Source organism: Actinomadura sp. 3N508 (assembly GCF_044326375.1).
Taxonomy (GTDB): Bacteria; Actinomycetota; Actinomycetes; order Streptosporangiales; family Streptosporangiaceae; genus Spirillospora.
Genome location: NZ_JBIRAX010000006.1, coordinates 520,385 through 542,540 on the forward strand (window position 1 = coordinate 520,385; position 22,156 = coordinate 542,540).

The following is a 22,156-nucleotide window of genomic DNA, read 5'->3' on the forward strand; positions in this document are numbered from 1 at the left end:
CACTGCAACGTTCCGGCGGTTGAGGGCCCTGAACATGCCGAACGCCCGGCCGGGACGGCCGGGCGTTCGGGGAAGGCGGGTGGTGCGCCGGGGTCAGGCGTCGCGGCGTTTGAGGAGGAAGGCGGCGAGGGCGAGGAGCGCGACCGTCCAGAGCGCGAACACGCCGTACCCCTGCCAGGGCGTGAGCAGGTCGTTCTCCCCCTGGTGCGCCTTGGCGATCAGGGCGCCCGCCTCGGAGGGCAGGTAGGCGTGGACGCGCTCGCCGATGCTGCCGGGCAGCAGCGTGGCGAGCGGCGCCAGCACGAGCACGAACCCGATCACGCCGGTGATGCCGCCCGCGGTGTGCCGGACGATCGCGCCGATCGCCAGCGCGAACAGCCCGAGCATCGCCAGGTAGAGGCCGCCGCCGACGACGGCGCGCAGGACGCCGGGGTCGCCGAGGCCGACCTCGGCCTTGTCCCCGATGAGCGCCGCGCCGATGAAGAACGACGTGAACGACACCGCGACGCCGAGCGCGAGGACGATCAGCCCGAACACCAGGGCCTTGGCCCACAGCATCGGCAGCCGCCGCGGCACGGCGAGGAGGCTGGCGCGGATCATGCCGGTGGAGTACTCGGAGGCGATCACCAGGACGCCGAGGACGCAGATCGTCAGCTGGCTGAGGAAGAACCCGCTGCCGAGGATGAAGCTGACCGGGTCGGCGGCGACCGAGGCGCGGTCGGCCGGGGGCATGTCGTCCCACTGCGCGGCGGTCAGCCCGACGAACAGCGCGGTGAAGCCGAGGTCGAGGAGGATGAGCAGGACCAGCGTCCAGAGGGTGGAGCGGACCGTGCGGATCTTCGTCCACTCGGCGAGCATGAGCCGCCCGAAGCCGGGCCGCTCGTAGGCGGGCGGGCCCGCGGGCCGCGCGGCGGGGTCGGTGGTGGCGGCGGTCATCGGGTCTCCTCCTTCCCGGCGGGCCCGGCGGCGGGGCCTCCGGCGGCGGGTCCCGCGCCCGGCACGGGTTCGGCCGCGGGTTCTCCGCCCGCGCCGTACTCGACGCTCTCGCGGGTCAGTTCCATGAACGCGGCCTCCAGCGAGCCGCGCTTCGGGGTGAGCTCGTGCAGGACGACTCCTTCGGCGGCGGCGAGCTCCCCGACGCGGGGCGCCTCCATGTGCGTGACGGTCAGCAGCCCGTCCTCGCCGGGCCTGACCTTGGCGCCCTCGCCGGTGAGGACGCCGGCGAGCCGCTCGGCGTCGGGGCTGCGGACGGCGACCATCTTCTCGGTGCTGCGCTCGATGAAATCCTCGGTGGAGCAGTCAGCGATGAGCCTGCCGCGCCCGATGACGATGAGGTGCTCGGCGGTCACGGCCATCTCGTTCATGAGGTGGCTGGAGACGAACACGGTCCGCCCTTCGGCGGCGAGCCGCTGCATGAGGGTGCGGATCCAGACGATGCCCTCCGGGTCGAGGCCGTTGACGGGCTCGTCCAGGATCAGCACGGACGGGTCGCCGAGCAGCGCGGCGGCGATGCCGAGCCGCTGCCCCATGCCGAGCGAGAAGCCGCCGGCGCGCCTGCGGGCGACGCCGGTGAGCCCGACGAGCTCGACGACCTCGTCGACGCGCTTCCTGCCGACGCCCTGGGTCTGCGCGAGGCACAGCAGGTGGTTGTAGGCGCTGCGCCCGGTGTGCACGGCCCGCGCCTCCAGCATCGCGCCGACCACGCGCATCGGCGCGGGCAGGTCGCTGTAGTGCACGCCGTCGATCCGGGCGTCGCCGCGGTCGGGCCGGTCGAGGCCGAGCAGCAGCCGCATGGTGGTCGACTTCCCGGCGCCGTTCGGGCCGAGGAACCCGGTCACCCGCCCGGGGGCGACGGTGAAGGACAAATCGTCCACGGCGGTCTTGTCGCCGTAGCGCTTGGTGAGGTTCTCCGCCTCGATCATGCACCCATCCTGCGTCGTCGTCGCCGAAATACCGTGATCCCGATCACGGTAGCGGTCCCGGCGGCACCGCCGGATCCTCCGTGCAGCGGATCCGTCTCCGACCTTCGTAGGGTGCCCGGCCGCCGACCGTTCACGCACGGCGATCACCCCTGGCCAGGGGTCCGGCCGGGTGGGTTCCGCCATTTTATTGACCAATCGTCAATAGTGGCCGAGGATGGCCGCAGATTCCCGAGCGCCGGGAGGCATCGTGCCCGCCGCACCGCGGCTCCCCTCGTCCGAACGGCTCGGCGACCTCCTCGCCGAGCGGGACGTGCTGCGCGCGCTCGCCGCCGAGCCGCTCGTCGGCCTCGGCGCGGGCCGGGCGCTGCTGATGCAGCTCGCGCACCCGGCCGTGGCCCGCGGCGTCGCCGAGCACAGCGACTTCGCCGACCGTCCGCTGGCCCGCCTGTTCGGCACGCTCGACTTCCTGCTGATCGTGACGTTCGGGACGCCGGAGCAGGTCGGGCGGATCGCGGCGAAGGTCCGCGGCATCCACGGCACGGTCCGCGGCGACGGCTATTCCGGCAACGACCCGGACCTGCAGCTGTGGGTCAACGCGACGCTCATCGACTCGGCGCTGCACATCCACGAGCACGTGATGCGCCGGAGCGGCCACGGCGGCCGTGACGGCGGCGAGCTGGCGGAGGAGTACTACCGGCAGGCCCGCGCCGTCGCGGAGGTCCTCGGCTGCCCGCCGGAGTCGCAGCCCGCGGACCTGGCCGCGTTCCGCGCCTACATGGCGGACATGCTCGCCACGCTGGAGGTGACGGACACCGCCCGCGAGGTCGCCGCCGCCGTCCTGTGGCCCGAACGGAAGGCAGGACGGCTGCGCGTCCTGTTCCCCGCTCTCGCGGTGTTCCGGCTCCTCACCGCGGCACTGCTGCCGGACACGCTCCGCGACCAGTACGGCCTGCCCTGGACGGGCGGGCGCCGCCGGACCGCGACGCTGCTGCTGCGGACGGCGGGCGGCGTCCACCGCGTGACGCCCCGGTTCCTGCGCTGCCCGCCGCAGGCGTTCCTCGTGCGGCTGGCGGCGTACCGCGTCGACCGGACCCTGTCGGCGCGCCGCGCCCGCCGCCGCACCGAACCCGCCGGGCCCGCGGAGCCTGCCGGGTCCACGGAGCCCGCCGAACCGGTCGGGTCCTAGGCGACCGACGAGTACGCGACGACGCCGCGGCGCATCGAGTCCATGGCGCGGCGGGCGGTCTTGCGGATGTGGCTGTTCGGCGGGGCGGCGTCGGCGACCTGCCCGAGCAGGTCGAGGAGCTGCTTGACGGCGCGGACGAAGTCGCCGGCGGTGAGGTCGCTTTCGAGGAGGACCTCGTCGAGGTCGTCGCCCTTGGCCCACCGGTACGCCGTCCACGCGAACCCGAGGTCGGGCTCGCGGAGGAACGACACGCGGTTGTCGCGTTCGACGGCGTCGAGCTCGCCCCAGAGCCGCACCATCGCGGCGAGCGCGTCCTGCGCGGGCCCGGCGGGGGTGCGGGGCGGCGCGGCGTCGTCGGGCTGCCGCGACTCGTACACCAGCGCGGACACGCATGCGGCGAGCTCGGCCTGGTCGAGCTTGGCCCACAGCCCTTCGCGGAGGCTCTCGGCGGTGAGCAGGTCCAGCTCGTTGTAGATCTGGCCGAGGCGGCGGCCCTCGTCGGTGACGGAGCCGCCCTCCAGGTAGCCGAGCTGCTCCAGGACGGCGCAGACGCGGTCGAACGTCCGGGCGATGACCTGGGAGCGGCCCTCGACGCGGCGGCGGAGCTGCTCGGTCTCGCGGTCGAGGCGGTGGTACCGCTCGGCCCAGCGGGCGTGCTCCTCGCGCTTGTCGCAGCCGTGCACGGGGTGGCGGCGCAGCTCGGTGCGCAGGTCGTTGATCTCGGCGTCGTCGGGGGCGGCGGAGTCGCCGCGGGCACGCTTGCGGTCGCGGACGTCGTCGGGCACCTTCGCGCGGAGCGTGGACGCCAGGTCGCGGCGGTCCTGCGGGTTGCGGGGGCTGAACGACTTGGGGATCCGGATCCGCTCGACGGGCTCCACGGCGCGCGGGAAGTCCTGGATCGACAGGCGCTGCACGGACCGGTTGATCGTCAGCACGAGCGGCGCGGGCCCGTCCGAGCGGCGCCCGACGCCCGGGTCGAGGACGACCGCGAGGCCCGACCGGCGGCCCGACGGGACGAGGATGACGTCGCCGGGCCGCAGATGCTCCAGCGACCTGGCGGCCTCGGCACGCCGGGTCCCGGCCCGCTCCCGCGACAGCTCCGCCTCCCGGTCCGACAGGCGGCGCCGCATCGCCGCGTACTCCATGAAGTCGCCGAGGTGGCATTCGGCGGCCTTGGCGTACCCGGCGAGGGCCTCCTCGTTCTTGTGCACCTGCCGCGCCAGGCCGACGACGGCGCGGTCGGCCTGGAACTGCGCGAACGACTCCTCCAGCAGCGTCCGGGCGCGCTCGTTCCCGACGGCGCCGACGAGGTTCACGGCCATGTTGTAGGACGGCCGGAAGCTGGAGTTCAGGGGGTAGGTGCGGGTGCCGGCGAGCCCGGCGACGGACGCGGGCTCAACGTTCGGCCCCCACACCACCACGGCGTGGCCCTCCACGTCGATGCCGCGGCGCCCGGCCCGCCCGGTGAGCTGCGTGTACTCGCCGGGCGTCAGGTCAACGTGCGCCTCGCCGTTCCACTTGTCGAGCTTCTCGATCACGACGGTGCGGGCGGGCATGTTGATGCCGAGCGCGAGCGTCTCCGTCGCGAACACCGCCTTGATCATCCCGCGGGTGAACAGCTCCTCGACGATCTCCTTGAAGGTGGGAAGCATCCCGGCGTGGTGGGCGGCGACGCCGCGCTCCAGGGCGGCGAGGAAGTCGCCGTAGCCGAGGACGCGGAGGTCTTCGGCGGAGATGTCGGCGGTGCGCAGCTCGGCGTGCGCGCGGATCTCCTCCGCCTCCTCCTTGGACGTCAGCCGGATCCCGGCGTGCAGGCACTGCAGGACGGCGGCGTCGCATCCGGCGCGGCTGAAGATGAACGTGATCGCCGGGAGCAGCCCGGCGCGGTCCAGCCGCTCGATCACGTCCGGCCGGGCCGGGGGCCGGTACCGCTGCGGGCGCGGCGCGCGGCGGCGCCCGGTGCGGCGGCCCTGGTTGACCTTGGCGCGCCGGACCTCGTCCACCGCCATCCGCATGAGCTGCGGGTTCAGCCGGGCCTGCCGGTCCTTGCCCTTGCCGGTGTCGACGAACAGGTCGTACAGGCGGGTCCCGACCAGCATGTGCTGGAACAGCGGCACGGGACGGTGCTCGTCGACGATCACGGCGGTGTCGCCGCGGACCTCGTGCAGCCACTCGCCGAACTCCTCGGCGTTGCTGACGGTCGCCGACAGCGCCACGATCCGCACCGAGTCCGGAACGTGGATGATCACCTCTTCCCACACGGCGCCGCGGAACCGGTCGGCGAGGTAGTGCACCTCGTCCATCACCACGAACGCCAGCCCCGCGAGGGTCTGCGACCCCGCGTACAGCATGTTCCGGAGCACCTCGGTCGTCATCACGACGACGGGCGCCTCGCCGTTGACGCTGTTGTCGCCGGTGAGCAGCCCGACCTTGTCGGCGCCGTAGCGGCGGACGAGGTCGGCGTACTTCTGGTTCGACAGCGCCTTGATCGGCGTGGTGTAGAAGCATTTTCCGCCGCCGGTGAGGGCGAGGTGCACGGCGAACTCCCCCACCACGGTCTTCCCGGACCCGGTGGGCGCGGCGACGAGGACGCCGCTGCCGTCCTCCAGCGCCTGGCACGCCTCGATCTGGAACGGGTCCAGCTCGAAGTCGTACAGGGTGCGGAAGTCGAGCAGGGCCGGGCCGTTCCCCGCGGTGCGCTTGCGGTAGGCGGCGTACCGCGCGGCCGGTGACTCGCCGGCCGCCCCGTTGGCGGGCCCGGTGCCGGTGTCGGTGTCGGGGGAGGTCATACCTTGGAGCCTACGGTTTCGACCGGCCCGATTCCCAATCCGGAGACGATCCCCGCGAGCCCCGCCCCGATCAGCGGGAGCCGGCGGCGCCGGCGAGCGGGGTCAGCGGGCGGTTCCGCGAGTGGTCGGCGGGTGGTTCCGGCGGGGTCAGCGGGCGCGGTCGCCCTTCTCCAGTTCGGCGTCGATGGCGTCCAGGTCGAGCGGGGACGCCTCGTCGTCGGCGAGTTCCTCGTACGGGTCGGGTTCGCGGGCCCTGCGCTTGTCGTGGAAGTACGCGATCACCTCGGCGACCTCGAACAGCACGATGGTGGGCAGCGCCAGCGCCAGCATGGTGAACGGGTCCTGGCTGGGGGTGGCGACGGCGGCGAACACGAACACGCCGAAGATCAGCAGCCGCCGCGACTTGCGGATCCGCTCGTGGCTGAGGACCCCGATGATGTTCAGCATCACGACGAAAAGCGGGAGCTCGAACGTCAGCCCGAAGATGAACAGCATCGCCTGCGCGTAGCCGAGGTAGTCCTGGACGCCGACGAGGACGGTCGTGTCACCGGGCGCGAGCCCGATGAAGATCTTCAGGCCCTTGTCCATCGTGAGGTAGGCCAGCGCCGCGCCCAGCACGAACAGCGGGACCGCCGCCGTCATGAACGTGTACGTCCAGCGGCGTTCCTTGTTGTACAGGCCGGGGGCGACGAACGCCCAGATCTGGTACAGCCAGACCGGCGAGGACAGCACGGCCCCGACGATGAGCGCGACCTTCAAATGGATGAAGAACCCGTCGAAGATCCCGTGCACGACCAGGTCGCACTTGCCCTCGAGGCAGTGCTCGGGCGGGATCCGCGTGTAGGGCTGCTTCAGGAAGTCCCAGATCGGCGGGAAGAAGATCCATCCGACGATCGCGCCGAGCACGAGGCCCAGGATCGCCTTGATCAACCGGTTGCGCAGCTCACGGAGATGCTCCATGAGGGGCATACGGCCGTCGGGGGCGGCGGCGTCGCGCCTGGTCAGCTTCATCGTGGGCATTCAGGCTCGGGGGCGGGCGGGTCGGTGGCGGGGCCGGTCGGCGGGCGCCGGTCAGCTGTTGCGGACCTGGCCGGGATCCGACACCGGGACGCCCTGGATCGGCTCGCCGGAGCCCAGCGCGCCGCGGGGACGCTGCGCGCCGCCCTCGGAGGCGTCACGGTCAACCTTCGCGGCACCGTCGCGCGGCTCGGCGTCCTGGTCGGCCCGCGCCTCGGACTTGGCCGGCTTGGTGTCGTCGTCATCGTCGTGCAGGCCCTTGGTCTCGGCCTTCAAGATCCGCGCCGACTTGCCAAGCGACCGCGCGAGCGTCGGAAGCTTCGTCGATCCGAACAGCAGCAACACCAGCGCCAGGATGATCAGAATCTCGGTCGTGCCAAGTCCAGCCATGACAATCCTTTTCAGCAGGGTCCTCACGGACGCGGGTCCTCACGACGATCGTACGCCCCCCTCGGCCGGTTGTGAGGCACGCGCTTCCTCCAGCCGGGAGAGTTCACCGCGCAGCGCCGACTGTTTCGGGGCCAGCCGCCGCCTCGTGCGCTCCAGTTCACGGCCGAAACGCCGCACGCCGAGCCACACCCGGAACGCGCAGAAGGCGAGCACGGCCAGGCCGACGAAGCCCAGCGACACCGACACCGCAACCCACGCCACGCCCGCAACGGTAGCCGATAAGCCCGCGCCGCCATAGCGGCCCAGCCCCGAGCCCTGCTAGAGCACCCTCAGACCCTCACCTTGTAGGGGGCGCCCCCCAAAAAAACCGGCCCGCTCCGCTCAGGCCAGGCCGTAGCGGGCGAGCGCGCGGACCGCGTCGTCGCGGACGCCGGTCGCGAGCCACTCGGGCGCCACGACCCGGCCCTGGTCACCGAGCCGCAGCGCCAGGCCCCGCACCCACCGGGTGTCCGGGGTGCGCAGCACGACCCGCAGCCGCCCCTCCCCGAGCTCCTCCACCGACTCGCACGGGTAGTAGTCGGAGACCCACCGGCCCCGCGCCGTCAGCTCCAGCGTCACCGCCTCGTCCTGCGGGGACGGGCGGAACAGGCCCGCGTCGACGTCGATCGGCTCGGCGTCGTCGGGGACCTGCGCGGCCACGTCCAGCACCGCGAGGTCGGCGATCCGGTCCAGCTTGAACAGCCGCACCGCCTCCGCCCGGCGGCACCACCCCTCCAGGTAGGTGTTGCCCTCCACCACCAGCAACCGCATCGGGTCGACGTCCCGCTCGGTGTTCTCGTCCCGCGCCGGGACGTAGTACGTCAGGTGCACGCGGCGGCCCCGCGCGATCGCGTCGCGCAGCAGCGCCAGGCCCGTCCGCTCCGGGTCGGACGACCCGGAGTAGGCGTCCACCTCCACCGAGACCTGGCTGGACACGGCCGCCGCCGCGCCCGCCGCGCTCTCCAGCTTCGCGATCACGCGGCTGAGCGCGTCGCGGTCGTCCAGGCCGGGGATCCCGGCGAGCATCCGCAGCGCCACCAGCAGCGCCGCCGCCTCGTCCACCTTCAGCCGCAGCGGCCGCGCGATCGACTCCGCCTCCGCCACCGTGATCTCCCCGCCCTCGTAGGACAGGTCGATCGGGCAGTACGGGTCGGGGGCGCGCAGCTCCACGCACCACAGCAGGTTCAGGTCGTCGATCAGCTGCTTCTCGGTCACCCCGAACGCGGCGGCGGCCTCGCCGAGCGCCACCGAGTCGCGGTTCACCACGTACGGGACGAGCGCCAGCAGCCGCCCCAGCCGGTCGGTCGACGTCGACGCGGAACCCTTCGCGGCGGCCTTCGCGGTCATCGGCCGTTCACCGTCCCGTCCATCTCCGCGCTCATCTCGCCGCCCATCTCCTGGGGCGGGCCCGGCGGGTTGGCACCGGACACCAGCACCGACTTCAGGTGCTGGATCACCGCCTCCCGCAGGTCGGGCGGGTCGAGCACCACGACGTCGTCGGCGAACCGCACCAGGTAGGGCGCGAACCGGTCCGCGTCGCGGAACGTCAGGACGGCCTCGTCCCACTCCCCGTCGCCCGCCGTGCCGTCCTCCACCGGGCGGACGTCGCGCGCCCACCGGCGCGGGCCCTGCGCGGCGCCGCGCCGCAGCCGCACCGTCGCCGGGCGCGGCTCGTTCACCGGGTCGCCCCAGTCGAACGCGATGCGCCGCACGTCCACCCCGTCCGGGACGGTCACCGACCCCGCCGCGCCGTCGGCCTGCACATCGCCGACGATGCGGCTCAGCCGGAACACCCGCTGCTCGTCGCGGTCGCGGTCGAACCCGACCACGTACCAGCGGCCCCGCCGCGACACCACGCCCCACGGCTCCAGGTGCCGCCGCGCCACCGACGTCCGCCCGATGCCCTGGTAGTCGAACGCGACCGGACGGCCGTCGCGCACCGCCTCCCACAGCGCCGGGAACGCCGGGTCGTGGGTGTTGACCCGCGGCTCGATCCCCACCGCGGTCGGCACGTCGGTCTCCACCCCGGCCGCGCGGAGCTTCAGCAGCGCCCCGGACGCCGCCTCCGCCATGCTCGCCCGCTGCCACACCCGCGCCGCGAGGCCGAGCACCGCCGCCTCGTCCGGCGTGAGGTGGATGTCGGGCAGCTCGTAGGCCTGCGGCGGGATCCGGTAGCCGATCTCCTCACCGCCGCCGCCCTGTTGGTCGCTGCCGACCTCCAGCGGGACGCCGAGCTCGCGCAGCTCCTCCTTGTCCCGCTCGAACATCCGCTTGAACGCCTCGTCGGAGTCCGGATAGCCGGGCACCGCCCGGCGGATCTGCTCCGCCGTCAGATAACGCCGGGTGGCGAGCAGGCAGACCACCAGGTTGAGCAGACGCTCGGTCTTACGCCGCGACATACCGACCCCCTTCCCCGTCCGACACGCTACCGGACCTGGGCTCCCCGTCAGCCGGAGATCGCCGGACTTGCCCGACATCCCCGCGACGCCCCTTCCGCCCTTCCGCACGCACCTGCGCGTCCCCCCACGTCTGTACAGGTCTCCACACGTCTGCACAGGTCTTCACACGTCTGCACGCATCGGCCCCCGCTGCATTACGGTTGGGCGCTGTGATCCGATGGCGCACAGGCACGGTCGAGGACATCCGGCGCGAGTGGCCCGGGGCGGTCGAGCTGACCGTCTCGATCGGGGACGACGGCACCTGCCGCGCCCTGGCCTACCCCGCCCTGGTCGGACGGCCCGAACCGGGAGACACCGTCCTGCTCAACACCACGGCCCTGGCGATGGGCCTCGGCACCGGCGGCTACGCCATGGTCGTCGCGGTCCCCGACCGGCTCCCGCCCGACCCGTCGGGCCCGGGCCATCTCGTCAAGGCCCGCTACACGCCGCTGCAGGCCACCGTCCTCGGCGCCGACGAGCAGGACTCCCCCCACCACGCCGTCCTCCGCGACGCCGACTCCATCGGCGGCATGCCCGTCGTCGTCGCCGACCTGCACTCCGCGCTGCCGCCGATCCTCGCCGCGCTCCTCGCCGAACGGCCGTCAACGCGCGTCGTGTACGTCATGCCGGACGGCGGGGCGCTGCCGTCATGGTTCTCCATGTCGATCGCGCAGCTGAAGGACGCGGGCGCGCTCGCCGCCGTCGTCACCGCCGGGCAGGCGTTCGGCGGCGACCTGGAGACCGTCACCGTCCACACCGGGCTGCTCGCGGCGCGGCTCGTCCTGGACGCCGACGTCGCCCTCCTCGCCCAAGGGCCCGGAAACCTCGGGACGGGCACCACCTGGGGCTTCTCCGGGGTCACGGCGGGCGAGGCCGTCAACGCGGCGGCCGTCCTCGGCGGACGGCCCGTCGGGTCGCTGCGCGTCTCCGAAGGCGACAAGCGGGACCGCCACATCGGCGTCTCCCACCACTCCCTCACCGCGTACGGGCGCGTCGCGCTCGCCGCCGCCGACATCCCCGTCCCCGAGCTCGGCGGCGAGTTCGGCGCCCGCGTCGCCGCCGGCGCCGCCCCGCTCGGCGACCGGCACCGGCTCGTGCCCGTCGCCGTCGACGGCCTCGCGGACGTCCTGCGGGCCGCCGAGAAGGACTGGGGCGTCCGGCTGTCCACGATGGGCCGCCGGCTGGACGAAGACCTGGCCTACTTCCTCACCGCGGCCGCCGCCGGCCGCCACACCGCCGCCCTCCTCGCCTGAGGGTCACACCGCGGGGCTGGGCTCGGCTCCCGCCACCGCTTCCTCTGCCTCCGCGGCCTCTTCGGCGGTGTAGGACGAGTTGAACGTGAACGCGCGGGGCGCCGGGCCGTGCTCGCGGATCAGGGCGAGGCGCTCCATGGCCTCCTCCACCGTCGGGACGTGCCCCGCCGGGATCCACCACAGGACGAGATGCGCCTCCATGTGCCGCCGGAACCACTCCCGGCGCCGCCGCATCGTCTCCAGGTGGGCGCTGCGGTAGACGAAGTCCCACAGCGGCTCGGCCGCCTCCCACACCGAGAAGTTGATGATCACGTCCTCGCCGGCGGGGCGCATGCCGGTGGCGTCCGGCTCCCCCTCCTCGACCAGGCGCCACACGAACCCGGGCGCGGCGTCGGCGAGGGCGTTGACGGGTTCGAGGAGCGCGACGAAGTCCGCCATGCCCGGGTCGTCGAGCGGGAGCCGGAGCGTGGCGACGTTGAACTGGGCCAGGTGGAACCCGGAAGGGGCGTGATCGTCCATGCGCTCAGTCCAGCACGGCCCGATCTTCTATGTCAAACTTCATTGTTTTTAGATTGTTCGGCCGCGACACAGCACCAGCCCGGCCGCGGATCCATCCGCACCCGCACCTCCGAACCCTCCACCAGCCCCTCCAGCAGCGCCAGGTTCAACCCGCACACCAGCGGCGGAAACTCCTCCGCCACCGCACGGAACGGGCAGTTGCGCATCCGCACCACACCCCCGCCCTCATCCCGGACGGGCCCGTACCCGCGCTCCGACAGCACCTCCTCGACCCCGTCCAGACCACCGCACGACCCGGACGGGCCCCGCAGCGCCCTGCCCTTGCGGCGCGCCGCGTCCTGCACCTCCATGTCGAGACCGGCCATCTCCGCCGCCTCCGCCAGCACGCCCGCCGCCGTCCGGTAGTCCCGCGCCGGAACACTCACCGCCCGCTCAGCCCCCGACACCCGGTACACCTTCGCCGGACGCCCCGCACCCGGCCCCGAACGGCCCGTCAGCCGCCTGCTGCCCACCGCCAGCAGACCCGCGTCCACCAGCTTGTCCAGATGGAACGCCGCGAGCGTCCGCGTCACCCCGGCCGCTTCCGCCGCCTCGTTCCGCCCCACCTCACGGCCCTGCGCCGCGACGAACTCGTACAGCCGCCGCCGCACCGGATCCTGCAGCAGCGCGATCGCCTCGATGTCCTCCACGCCACCATTCTATGAACAACTACGACTTTGGTTAGAAGCGCGGTTCCGGGCGATCGGGTAGCCGGCCGCGCCGTTCCGTGCTGTTCCGTGCCGTTCCGTGTCGTCTAGTGGACGCCGAGGAGGTCGACGACGAACACCAGCGTGTCGCTCCCCCTGATCCCGAACCGCGCCAGGCCCTTCGGCCCGTACCCCAGCGACGGCGGCACCACCAGCAGCACCCGGCTCCCCACCCGCTGACCCACCAGCGCCTCGTCCCAGCCCTTGATCACCTGACCGGTGCCGATCATCAGCCCGTACGGGTGACCCGCCGACCACGACGAGTTGAACTCCTTACCGTCCCGCCAGAAATACCCCGCGTACTGCAACACCAGCAGCCGCCCCGAACGCACCGCCGGGCCGTCCCCCCGCACCAGCGTCCGCACCTGCAGCCCCTTCGGCGGCGCCACCCGCGGCATCATCACCGCCGGCGCCCGCCCCGCCGCCGCCCGTGCCACCTTCGGCAGCCTCGGATCGGCCAGCGGAGCCTGCACGGCCCCGTGCGGACCCGCCGACCTCGAATACACCGCGCGAACGTCCAGCACGTACACCAGCGTGTCGTCCGCACCCACCCGATGCCTCGGATCGCCCTTCGCGCCGAACCCGTCCCCCGGCGGGATCCGCGCCACCACACGCGCCCCCGGACGCGCCCCCACCAGCGCCTTCGTCAGCCCCGGCACCAGCTGCCCCGTCGGAAACGCCCCCGGCTGCCCCTTCGCGTAACTGTCCGCCAGCAGCTTCCGGCCACCCTTGTTCCACCGGTAGCCCACATAGTCGGCCACCACCAGATCGCCCTTGCGCGCCGCCGAGCCCTTCCCCTTCGTCAGCGTCTTCACCGCGAAGGAATCCGCGGGCGCGCCCTTCGGGAACTCCACCTGCGGCAGCTTCCCGAAATCACCGCGCACCGTCACGTCAACCTCGTCGCCGCCCGAACACGCCGCCGACAACGCCAACGGCACCGCGAGCGCCACGACCACCGACACCAGCCGAACACGACGACGCATACACAAATCCTTCAAGGGGCGGCCACGCTACTGCGCGCTCACCCTACCGCCCTGGTGACCGGCCAGTAGCACCCAGTGCGCAACTCCCCGGAAGTCGCCCGCGGGTCGCCGCAGCCGCCCGGGAGTCGCCGAGAGGCGCTCCGGGACGGCCGGAAACCCGTCACATACCGGCGATCAGCTTGTCGACGCGCTCGTCCACCGACCGGAACGGGTCCTTGCACAACACCGTCCGTTGCGCCTGATCGTTCAACTTCAGATGCACCCAGTCGACCGTGAAATCGCGCCGCTTCTCCTGCGCCTTCCGGATGAACTCCCCGCGCAGCCGCGCCCGCGTCGTCTGCGGCGGCACCGACTTCGCCTCGAAGATGTCCAGATCCCGCGACACCCGATCGACCGAACCCCGCTTCTCCAGCAGGTAGTACAACCCCCGGTCACGGTGCACGTCATGGTAGGTGAGATCCAGCTGCGCCACCCGCGGCGACGACAACGGCAGATCGTACTTCCGCCGATACCGCTCGATCAGCTTGTACTTCGTCACCCAGTCGATCTCACGCGACACCAGATCGAGGTCACCCGTCTCCACCGCGCGAAGCGTCCGCTCCCACAGCTCCAGCACCCGCTTCGACGTCGCGTCACCGCCGCGCGCGTCGACGAAGTCACGCGCCTTCCCGAAATACTCCTTCTGGATCTCCAGCGAACTCGCCTCACGGCCGTTCGCCAGCCGCACCTTCCGGCGGCCCGTCATGTCATGGCTGACCTCACGGATCGCCCGGATCGGGTTCTCCAGCGTCAGATCACGCATCACCACCCCGGCCTCGATCATCCGCAGCACGAGGTCGGTCGCGCCGACCTTCAGCAGCATCGTCGTCTCGCTCATGTTCGAGTCACCGACGATCACATGCAGCCGCCGGAACCGCTCCGCGTCCGCATGCGGCTCATCCCGCGTGTTGATGATCGGACGCGACCGCGTCGTCGCCGACGACACACCCTCCCAGATGTGCTCCGCCCGCTGCGACACGCAGTACACCGCACCGCGCGGCGTCTGCAGCACCTTCCCCGCACCACAGATGATCTGCCGCGTCACCAGATACGGGATCAGCACGTCCGCGAGCCGCCCGAACTCCCCGTGCCGCCCCACCAGATAGTTCTCATGGCAGCCGTAGGAGTTCCCCGCCGAGTCCGTGTTGTTCTTGAACAGGTAGATGTCCCCGGCGATGCCCTCCTCCCGCAGACGCCGCTCCGCGTCCACGAGCAGCCCCTCCAGGATCCGCTCACCGGCCTTGTCATGCGTCACCAGATCCACGACGCTGTCGCACTCGGGCGTCGCGTACTCGGGGTGGCTGCCCACGTCCAGGTACAACCGCGCGCCGTTGCGCAGGAACACGTTGCTGCTACGACCCCACGACACCACCCTCCGGAACAGATAGCGCGCCACCTCGTCCGGTGACAACCGCCGCTGCCCCCGGAAGGTGCAAGTGACGCCGTACTCGTTCTCAAGCCCGAAGATGCGCCTGTCCACACCCTGACCCTATGCGGCACGGACCCGACTTGGCAGTCTCTCCAACCGACCGTTTCCACCGAACGCCACAACCACCGCACACGCGACAAGCCCGCCGCCGCAAGGGCGGCGACCACCACCCCCACGACGACGGGCCCATCCCCAGGCCGAACGCCCCACCACACGGCGGGGCGCCCGGCCCGGCCGTCAGTCCTCGTCCTTCCCTGCGTCCTTCGAGCCGCCGGCGTCCTTCGAGCCCTCGGTGCCCTTCGGGTCATCGGGAAGGTCGGGGAGATCCAGGAACTCGTCCTCATCCGCGCCCGCGGCCGCACCGGCGCCCCCGGCATCCGACCCGCCGGACGTCGCCCCCGGCGCGGCCTCCTCCGCCGGCGACAACAACTCACCGATCCGCGCCGCCGTCAACCGCTTGAACAGCCGATGCTCACGATTGCGGTCCAGCACCGCGACCTCCAGAGACGTCGCCTCCAGGCGCCGCTCCGAATCCTGCGCCTCCAGCGCCCGCACCGCCGTCCGCAACGCCGCCGCCAGCGACGAACCCTCCCGGTACCCGTCCTTCAGCGACTGCGCCACCGCCTCCGCCTGACCGCCCATCGCCACATAACCGTGCTCGTCCGCCACCGAACCGTCGAACGTCAGCCGGTAGATCTGATCCGTCTCCGCGGAGCCGCCCACCTCCGCCACCACGATCTCCACCTCGTACGGCTTGTTCGTCTCCGTGAAGATCGTCCCCAGCGACTGCGCGTACACGTTCGCCAGACCCCGCGCCGTCACATCCCGGCGGTCGTACTGATACCCGTTGATGTCCGCGTACCGGACACCACCCAGCCGCAGATTCTCGAACTCGTTGTACTTCCCCACCGCCGCGAACGCGATCCGGTCATAGATCTCACTGATCTTGTGCAGCGCCCGCGACGGATTGTCCGCCACGAACAGGATGCCGTCGTCGTACTGCAGGACCACGACACTGCGGCCACGCGCGATTCCCTTACGCGCATAGTCCGCCTTGTCCTTCATCTGCTGTTCGGGCGACACATAGAACGGCATGGACACCGGTCAGGATCCCTTCTAACGCAGCGGGGCGGTCGGCCCGCCCGGCGACTCGTAACGACCATCGACGACGGCCCGCGCCAACGCGCCCACCTCGTCCTCGCCCAGCCGGCGATACCCGTCCGACGTCACCGACGCCACCACAGGGAAGATCCGGCGCGTCAGATCGGGACCGCCCGTCGCCGAATCGTCGTCGGCCGCGTCATACAGCGCCTGCACGCACACCAGGCTCGCGTCCTCGGCCGACAGGTCCGCACGGTACAGCTTCTTCAACGCGCCCCGCGCGAACACCGAACCCGACCCGATCGAGTAGAACTCCCGCTCCTCGTACCGGCCGCCCGCCGGGTCATAGGAGAAGATCCGGCCCTCGTCCCGCTCCTCGTCATACCCCGCGAACAACGGCACCACCGCCAGGCCCTGCATCGCCATGCCGAGGTTCTGCCGCACCATCGTCGCCAGCCGGTTCGCCTTGCCCTCCACCGACAGCGTCCGGCCCTCACGCTTCTCGTAATGCTCCAACTCCACCTGGAACAGCCGCACCATCTCGATCCCGATGCCCGCCGTCCCCGCGATCGCGATCGCCGAGAACTCGTCCGCCCGGAACACCTTCTCGATGTCCCGCTGCGCGATCATGTGCCCCGCCGTCGCCCGCCGGTCCCCCGCGACCACCACCCCGCCGGGGAACCCCACGGCGACGATCGTCGTCCCGTGCGGGATCTCGTCCCCCACCCGCGACACCGGCGGCGTCCGCCTGCCGGGCAGCAACTCCGGCGAGTAGCCGCCCAGGAACTCCGTGAACGACGACGTGTCCGGGTTCGCGAACAACCCCGGCAAACGCCCGGCCTGCGAATCGTGCGACGCCACGCGACTCCCTTCCCTCCACCTTGCACCGGCTCCCTGCCCAACCCCACCGGGGCGGACGACTACGACCCTACTGTTCAAGGTCGCCCGCGCGCATGCCGCATGATCCCCGGCCCAGTCCGCCCACGGCGAACCCGTGCCCACCCAGGCGTCCGACACGCCGATTCGACACCTTCGGCGCCTCAGTCATGACTCAGGACCCCTGCCGGACCGGGCCCCTCCCACTCCGGCATGTCGAGCTCCTCATCGAACGGCAACGTCTGCTTCCTGTACTGCCCGTCCTGCTCCCAGTACGCCTTCCAGCCACCCCTGGGAACCGACGCAGGGTCGACGTCCGGAACGGTGAGCGACAGCCGCGTACTGCCGTCCTCAGCCGCCACCGTCTGCACGAGACGGCCCTCCACATAGTCCGCCGCCCGGCGGAGGGTGATCGGGTCATCCCGCAGTTGCCCCATACCCGTGTTGCACGCCGAACACGGCATCCCGCGCACCGCGCCACTCTCATGATCATGGTCGACGTGCTCAGCCGGGAAGTCACCGCACACCGCGCACTGCCCCATCTGCAGCTTGAGGAGCCACTCCGCGTCCTTGTCGTTGATCCCGTACTTCTGACGCAGGTGATAGTGACGGGAAGACTGCTGGCCGCTCCCCCTCGACCGCCAGAACGGGTCCCAGCGGACACGATCCGGCCCTCCGATCACCGGGGTACCGATCTCGATGCGCATCCGCCGCGCATGAGAGCCCCGTAGCTCCAGATAGTCCGCCGCGAGGCGGAGCTTGACGGGGTCGTCCTCAAACTGCCCCAGCCCGCCGTTGAACTTGAAGCACAGGATGCGGCGGACCAGCCCGGTCAGGTGGTCGTGATCGACGTGCTTCGCGTCCGCGCGGAGGCAGATGGCGCAGACTCCACCCTGCTCGGCGACCATCTCCTCGACCTGCTGCTCGGTGACGCCGTAGCGGAGCTTGAGGAGGTAGTTCCGCACGCTCCCGTGGTTGCGATTCCTGGTCTCTTGGGTGGCTTCACTGTGGCAAGGACGGCAGTAGTTGGTGAGTCCCGAACTCTCCGACCGGTTTTTCCCGAACTCGTTGACCGATTTGATCTCTTTGCACCGTGCGCAGTACTTCATGCCCTCCGGGACATCCGAGTATCTGCGGTATTCCCTCGTCCTTTTGCCGAGATTCGCCTGCTTCTTCCGGTAATAACGGCTGTTACGCAATGAGAAGCAGGCCTTGCAGTAGCACGCCAGACCGTCCTTCGACGACTGGAGCTTCCAGAACTCCGTTGCAGGCTTTACCTCTTGGCAGTCGAGGCATTTTTTCGAACGCATGGGCGAGACTTTATCCAGCCCCACCCACGCGTTCCAGCCGGTTCTATATCCCGTGAGTTATGTCCGATTATGTCCCCCCATCAAATCGGACATATCATCACTCTCCGCCCTTTTGTATGTATGCACGGACAAAGTCCTCTGCGTTCTCTTCGAGTACTTCGTCTATTTCGTCCAGAATTGAGTCCACGTCGTCGGTGAGCTTCTCCTGGCGCTCTTGTACGTCCTCGGTGGTGGTGGCCTCGGTCTCCTCGGTCTCTTCCGTGCGCCGAGTGGTCTGCTTCTGACCGCCGGTGTCCTTCGTGGCCATTCCATACCTCCCGCTCTTGCCGGTGCCTTCGACCCTATCTCCGATCTTCGACGGCGAGCGGATCTTGAACGTCCGTTTCGCCGCCTCGGCCAGTGGCCGGGGGCATGCTCGGGTTATCGCCCGCCGGTCCGCCACTGAAACGGGCATACCGGTCACGATACCGAGACCTCACCTGTTTTCGCAGGTCAGAAGCGGCTGGAACGCTCGATAGCGGCACTATCCAAACGGCGCTCAGGGCCGGATGACCGTGATGGTGCGGTGTCCGGCCCTGGAGGGCGTCAGGTCAGCTCTGGCCGGTGAGGGTCGCGACTAGGTCGGCCGCCGTCCGGCAGCGGTCCAGGAGGGCGCCCACGTGCTGCTTGGTGCCGCGCAGGGGCTCCAGGGTGGGGACGCGCTGCAGGGACTCGCGGCCGGGGACGTCGAAGATGACGGAGTCCCAGGAGGCGGCGGCGACGGAGTCCGCGTACTGGCGCAGGCAGCGGCCGCGGAAGTAGGCGCGGGTGTCCTCGGGCGGGTCCTCGACGGCGGCCTCGACCTCGGGTTCGCTGATGACGCGGTCGATGCGGCCGCGCTCGACGAGGCGGTTGTAGAGGCCCTTGTCGGGCCTGATGTCGGTGTACTGGAGGTCGACGAGCTGAAGGCGCGGGTGGGACCAGTCGAGGCCGTCGCGAGTGCGGTAGCCCTCCAGGAGGGCGAGTTTGGCGACCCAGTCGAGTTCGCGGGAGAGCTGCATGGGGTCGTCGCCGAGGCGGTGGAGGACGGATTCCCAGCGGTCGAGGACGTCCTTGGTCATCTCGTCGACGTCGGCGCCGAAGCGGTCTTCGACGTACTTGCGGGACTGCTCGAGGTACTCCATCTGGAGCTGGACGGCGGTCATCTTGCGGCCGTCGCGGAGGGTGAGGAGGTGTTTGCAGGACGGGTCGTGGGAGACGGCGCGGAGTGCGGCGACGGGCATGTCGACGGAGAGGTCGACGGTGAGGAAGCCGTCTTCGATCATGGCGAGGACGAGTGAGGTGGTGCCGAGCTTGAGGTAGGTGGAGAGCTCGGCCATGTTGGCGTCGCCGATGATGACGTGCAGGCGCCGGTATTTCTCGGGGTCGGCGTGGGGTTCGTCGCGGGTGTTGATGATGGGGCGTTTGAGGGTGGTCTCGAGTCCGACCTCGACTTCGAAGAAGTCGGCGCGCTGGCTGATCTGGAAGCCGTCGCCGCGGCCGTCGACGCCGATGCCGACGCGTCCTGCGCCGGTGACGACCTGGCGGGAGACGAAGAAGGGGGTGAGGTGGCGGACGATGTCGGCGAAGGGGGTCTCGCGGCGCATGAGGTAGTTCTCATGGCAGCCGTAGGAGGCGCCCTTGTTGTCGGTGTTGTTCTTGTAGAGCTGGATGGGGTGGGTGCCGGGGACCATGGCGGCGCGTTGTGCGGCGTCGGCCATGACGCGTTCTCCGGCCTTGTCCCAGATGACGGCGTCGCGGGGGTTGGTGCATTCGGGGGCGGAGTATTCGGGGTGGGCGTGGTCGACGTAGAGGCGTGCGCCGTTGGTGAGGATGACGTTGGCGAGGCCGAGGTCTTCGTCGGTGAGCTGGGTGGGGTCGGCGACCTCGCGGGCGAGGTCGAAGCCGCGGGCGTCGCGGAGGGGGTTCTCCTCTTCGAAGTCCCAGCGGGCTCTGCGGGCCCGTGCGGCGGATGCCGCGAGGTAGGCGTTGACGACCTGGGAGGAGGTCACCATCGCGTTGGCCCCTGGCTGCCCGGGTACGGAGATGCCGTACTCGGTCTCGATGCCCATCACCCGCCGAACACTCATATCGTCGAGCCTATCGGGGCCGGCGGGGTGGAGCCATGGGGCCGGGGGTTCGCGGGGTGCGCGTCGGGGCATGCGGGCGCGGCGGCCTCGGGTTGTGAGGCCGCCGCGCGTGTCGCGTGGTGGGTCGGGTCAGAGGTATTGGCCGGTGTTGGCGACGGTGTCGATGGATCGGCCGGCTTCGGCGCCCTTGGTTCCGGAGACGAGGGTGCGGATGTAGACGATCCGTTCGCCCTTCTTGCCGGAGATGCGGGCCCAGTCGTCGGGGTTGGTGGTGTTGGGGAGGTCTTCGTTCTCGCTGAATTCGTCGACGCAGGCGGCGAGGAGGTGGGTGACGCGCAGTCCTTTTTGGCCGGTGTCGAGGAATTGTTTGATGGCCATTTTCTTGGCGCGGTCGACGATGTTCTGGATCATGGCACCGGAGTTGAAGTCCTTGAAGTAGAGGACTTCCTTGTCGCCGTTGGCGTAGGTGACTTCGAGGAAGCGGTTCTCCTCGGTTTCGGTGTACATGCGTTCGACGGTGCGCTGGATCATGGCTTCGACGGTGGCTTCGTTGGAGCCGCCGTGTTCCTTGACGTCGTCGGGGTGGAGCGGGAGTCCGCCGAGGATGTACTTGGAGAAGATGTCCTTGGCGGCTTCGGCGTCGGGCCGTTCGATCTTGATTTTGACGTCGAGGCGGCCGGGGCGCAGGATCGCGGGGTCGATCATGTCCTCGCGGTTGGAGGCGCCGATGACGATGACGTTCTCGAGTCCTTCGACTCCGTCGATCTCGCTGAGGAGCTGGGGGACGATGGTGTTCTCGACGTCGGAGGAGACTCCGGAGCCGCGGGTGCGGAAGATGGAGTCCATCTCGTCGAAGAAGACGATGACGGGTGTTCCGGCGGACGCCTTTTCGCGGGCGCGCTGGAAGACGAGCCGGATGTGCCGTTCGGTTTCGCCGACGTATTTGTTGAGGAGTTCGGGGCCCTTGATGTTGAGGAAGAAGCTCTTGCCTTCCTGGCCGGTCTTCTCGGCGACCTGTTTGGCGAGGGAGTTGGCGACGGCCTTGGCGATGAGGGTCTTGCCGCATCCGGGGGGGCCGTAGAGCAGGACGCCCTTGGGGGGCCTGAGCTGGTGCTCGCGGAAGAGGTCGGCGTGCAGGTAGGGGAGCTCGATGGCGTCGCGGATCATTTCGATCTGGGAGCCGAGTCCGCCGATCTCGTTGTAGGAGATGTCGGGGACCTCTTCGAGGACGAGCTCTTCGACCTCCGCCTTGTGGATCTTCTCGTAGGCGTATCCGGAGCGGGGTTCGAGCATGAGGGAGTCGCCGGCGCGGAGGGGGACTCCGCGGAGTGGTTCGGCGAGTTTGACCACGCGTTCCTCGTCGGCGTGCGCGATGACGAGGGCGCGTTCGCCGTCGTCGAAGAGTTCCTTGAGCATGACGACTTCGCCCTGCTCTTCGAACTTGAGTGCTTCGACGACGTTGAGGGCCTCGTTGAGCATGACCTCTTGGCCGCGCTGGAGTTCGTCGACGTCGACGGCGGGGCTGACGTTGACGCGGAGTTTGCGCCCGCCGGTGAAGATGTCGATCGTTCCATCGTCGCGGGCTTCGAGGAAGACGCCGAATCCGGATGGTGGTTGTGCGAGCCTGTCGACCTCCTCCTTGAGCGCCACGATCTGCTCGCGAGCCTCCTTGAGGGTCGCTACGAGTCGCTCGTTCTGACCGGTTACGGCGGCCAGGTTGGCCTGTGCCTCATGGAGACGTTCTTCTAGAACACGTACTTGGCGCGGGGATTCCGCGAGTTTGCGGCGCAGCACGGAGATCTCTTCCTCCAGGAAGGAGATCTGCGTTTGGAGGTCCCTGACCTCCTTTTCGTGCTGCGCCTTTCGCGCCCCTGCATCGTCACGAGCGGCCACGCCCCGTCACCTCCTCACGAAGAGCCGACGACCTACTGAGACCCTACCTATCTGGAGGGCTTCCGTAACCTGCCCATTCGGTGTTCGTGTCGTGCGGGGGTCTTCCGGGAGGGTTGGG

General features: G+C 70.4%; 20 protein-coding genes. 2 read left to right on the forward strand and 18 right to left on the reverse strand.

From position 1 onward, the window contains the following. Positions 1-93: 93 nt before the first annotated feature. Positions 94-936, reverse strand: a complete 843-nt coding sequence (locus ACH34S_RS24260) for an ABC transporter permease (protein WP_395955061.1) — start codon at positions 934-936, stop codon at positions 94-96. Continuing rightward, positions 933-1,922, reverse strand: coding sequence for an ABC transporter ATP-binding protein (locus ACH34S_RS24265; RefSeq protein WP_395955062.1), 990 nt, complete (start codon positions 1,920-1,922; stop codon positions 933-935). Before ACH34S_RS24265 ends, ACH34S_RS24260 begins: the two co-directional genes overlap by 4 nt. A 247-nt stretch (positions 1,923-2,169) precedes the next feature. Here ACH34S_RS24265 and ACH34S_RS24270 point away from each other — a divergent pair, with 247 nt between their 5' ends. Continuing rightward, entirely contained in the window at positions 2,170-3,108 is a 939-nt protein-coding gene (locus ACH34S_RS24270; RefSeq protein ID WP_395955063.1) for an oxygenase MpaB family protein, read from the forward strand. Here ACH34S_RS24270 and ACH34S_RS24275 read toward each other — a convergent pair. From ACH34S_RS24275 to ACH34S_RS24300, 6 genes are all read right to left on the reverse strand, one after another. Next, complete coding sequence (locus ACH34S_RS24275) at positions 3,105-5,897, reverse strand: DEAD/DEAH box helicase (RefSeq protein WP_395955064.1); 2,793 nt, start codon at positions 5,895-5,897, stop codon at positions 3,105-3,107. The genes ACH34S_RS24270 and ACH34S_RS24275 overlap by 4 nt on opposite strands. Positions 5,898-6,044: 147 nt before the next feature. Further along, entirely contained in the window at positions 6,045-6,908 is an 864-nt protein-coding gene (tatC, locus tag ACH34S_RS24280) for a twin-arginine translocase subunit TatC (RefSeq protein ID WP_395955065.1), read from the reverse strand. Positions 6,909-6,968: 60 nt separating this feature from the next. Next, the gene (gene tatA / locus ACH34S_RS24285) at positions 6,969-7,304 is read right to left on the reverse strand and encodes a Sec-independent protein translocase subunit TatA (RefSeq protein ID WP_395955092.1); all 336 of its coding nucleotides are present in this window, start codon (positions 7,302-7,304) and stop codon (positions 6,969-6,971) included. A 39-nt stretch (positions 7,305-7,343) separates the two neighbouring features. After that, the gene (locus ACH34S_RS24290; protein ID WP_395955066.1) at positions 7,344-7,565 is read right to left on the reverse strand and encodes a hypothetical protein; all 222 of its coding nucleotides are present in this window, start codon (positions 7,563-7,565) and stop codon (positions 7,344-7,346) included. A gap of 120 nt (positions 7,566-7,685) precedes the next feature. Beyond that, positions 7,686-8,690, reverse strand: coding sequence for a helix-turn-helix transcriptional regulator (locus tag ACH34S_RS24295; RefSeq protein ID WP_395955067.1), 1,005 nt, complete (start codon positions 8,688-8,690; stop codon positions 7,686-7,688). Beyond that, the gene (locus ACH34S_RS24300; RefSeq protein WP_395955068.1) at positions 8,687-9,742 is read right to left on the reverse strand and encodes a helix-turn-helix transcriptional regulator; all 1,056 of its coding nucleotides are present in this window, start codon (positions 9,740-9,742) and stop codon (positions 8,687-8,689) included. Before ACH34S_RS24300 ends, ACH34S_RS24295 begins: the two co-directional genes overlap by 4 nt. Before the next feature lie 209 nt (positions 9,743-9,951). Here ACH34S_RS24300 and ACH34S_RS24305 point away from each other — a divergent pair, with 209 nt between their 5' ends. Beyond that, the gene (locus ACH34S_RS24305; protein WP_395955069.1) at positions 9,952-11,034 is read left to right on the forward strand and encodes a DUF3866 family protein; all 1,083 of its coding nucleotides are present in this window, start codon (positions 9,952-9,954) and stop codon (positions 11,032-11,034) included. A 3-nt stretch (positions 11,035-11,037) separates the two neighbouring features. Here ACH34S_RS24305 and ACH34S_RS24310 read toward each other — a convergent pair whose 3' ends face one another. The 10 genes from ACH34S_RS24310 to arc all read right to left on the reverse strand — a co-directional run bounded on the left by ACH34S_RS24310 (position 11,038) and on the right by arc (position 22,038). Continuing rightward, positions 11,038-11,553 carry a DUF3291 domain-containing protein gene (locus ACH34S_RS24310; RefSeq protein ID WP_395955070.1) on the reverse strand — a complete coding sequence of 172 codons (516 nt, stop codon included), beginning with the start codon at positions 11,551-11,553 and terminating at the stop codon, positions 11,038-11,040. Between the two features lie 32 nt (positions 11,554-11,585). Next, positions 11,586-12,242 carry a helix-turn-helix transcriptional regulator gene (locus tag ACH34S_RS24315; RefSeq protein ID WP_395955071.1) on the reverse strand — a complete coding sequence of 219 codons (657 nt, stop codon included), beginning with the start codon at positions 12,240-12,242 and terminating at the stop codon, positions 11,586-11,588. A 104-nt stretch (positions 12,243-12,346) separates the two neighbouring features. Beyond that, a complete protein-coding gene (locus tag ACH34S_RS24320) occupies positions 12,347-13,282 on the reverse strand; it encodes an FKBP-type peptidyl-prolyl cis-trans isomerase (protein WP_395955072.1) in 936 nt (311 codons plus the stop codon). A 160-nt stretch (positions 13,283-13,442) separates the two neighbouring features. Next, entirely contained in the window at positions 13,443-14,801 is a 1,359-nt protein-coding gene (gene pafA / locus ACH34S_RS24325) for a Pup--protein ligase (RefSeq protein ID WP_138650543.1), read from the reverse strand. A gap of 186 nt (positions 14,802-14,987) precedes the next feature. After that, positions 14,988-15,845, reverse strand: coding sequence for a proteasome subunit alpha (gene prcA / locus ACH34S_RS24330; RefSeq protein WP_395955093.1), 858 nt, complete (start codon positions 15,843-15,845; stop codon positions 14,988-14,990). Between the two features lie 21 nt (positions 15,846-15,866). Beyond that, positions 15,867-16,712, reverse strand: a complete 846-nt coding sequence (prcB, locus tag ACH34S_RS24335; RefSeq protein WP_395955073.1) for a proteasome subunit beta — start codon at positions 16,710-16,712, stop codon at positions 15,867-15,869. A 179-nt stretch (positions 16,713-16,891) separates the two neighbouring features. Continuing rightward, entirely contained in the window at positions 16,892-18,037 is a 1,146-nt protein-coding gene (locus tag ACH34S_RS24340; RefSeq protein WP_395955074.1) for an endonuclease VII domain-containing protein, read from the reverse strand. A gap of 97 nt (positions 18,038-18,134) precedes the next feature. Next, positions 18,135-18,344, reverse strand: a complete 210-nt coding sequence (locus ACH34S_RS24345) for a ubiquitin-like protein Pup (RefSeq protein WP_132182909.1) — start codon at positions 18,342-18,344, stop codon at positions 18,135-18,137. Positions 18,345-18,627: 283 nt separating this feature from the next. Next, positions 18,628-20,145 carry a depupylase/deamidase Dop gene (dop, locus tag ACH34S_RS24350; RefSeq protein WP_395955075.1) on the reverse strand — a complete coding sequence of 506 codons (1,518 nt, stop codon included), beginning with the start codon at positions 20,143-20,145 and terminating at the stop codon, positions 18,628-18,630. 129 nt (positions 20,146-20,274) lie between these two features. After that, positions 20,275-22,038: a proteasome ATPase gene (gene arc, locus ACH34S_RS24355; RefSeq protein ID WP_395955076.1), complete on the reverse strand. Its 1,764-nt coding sequence runs from the start codon at positions 22,036-22,038 to the stop codon at positions 20,275-20,277. Positions 22,039-22,156: the final 118 nt, after the last annotated feature.

Coding starts and splice junctions, on each gene's coding strand:
- ACH34S_RS24345 (WP_132182909.1), bottom strand. CDS start 18,344: ATGGCCACGAAGGACACCGGCGGTCAGAAGCAGACCACTCGGCGCACG.
- ACH34S_RS24295 (WP_395955067.1), bottom strand. CDS start 8,690: ATGACCGCGAAGGCCGCCGCGAAGGGTTCCGCGTCGACGTCGACCGAC.
- ACH34S_RS24310 (WP_395955070.1), bottom strand. CDS start 11,553: ATGGACGATCACGCCCCTTCCGGGTTCCACCTGGCCCAGTTCAACGTC.
- prcA (WP_395955093.1), bottom strand. CDS start 15,845: ATGCCGTTCTATGTGTCGCCCGAACAGCAGATGAAGGACAAGGCGGAC.
- ACH34S_RS24275 (WP_395955064.1), bottom strand. CDS start 5,897: ATGACCTCCCCCGACACCGACACCGGCACCGGGCCCGCCAACGGGGCG.
- tatC (WP_395955065.1), bottom strand. CDS start 6,908: ATGAAGCTGACCAGGCGCGACGCCGCCGCCCCCGACGGCCGTATGCCC.
- ACH34S_RS24300 (WP_395955068.1), bottom strand. CDS start 9,742: ATGTCGCGGCGTAAGACCGAGCGTCTGCTCAACCTGGTGGTCTGCCTG.
- tatA (WP_395955092.1), bottom strand. CDS start 7,304: ATGGCTGGACTTGGCACGACCGAGATTCTGATCATCCTGGCGCTGGTG.
- ACH34S_RS24260 (WP_395955061.1), bottom strand. CDS start 936: ATGACCGCCGCCACCACCGACCCCGCCGCGCGGCCCGCGGGCCCGCCC.
- ACH34S_RS24265 (WP_395955062.1), bottom strand. CDS start 1,922: ATGATCGAGGCGGAGAACCTCACCAAGCGCTACGGCGACAAGACCGCC.
- ACH34S_RS24320 (WP_395955072.1), bottom strand. CDS start 13,282: ATGCGTCGTCGTGTTCGGCTGGTGTCGGTGGTCGTGGCGCTCGCGGTG.
- ACH34S_RS24340 (WP_395955074.1), bottom strand. CDS start 18,037: ATGCGTTCGAAAAAATGCCTCGACTGCCAAGAGGTAAAGCCTGCAACG.
- dop (WP_395955075.1), bottom strand. CDS start 20,145: ATGAGTGTTCGGCGGGTGATGGGCATCGAGACCGAGTACGGCATCTCC.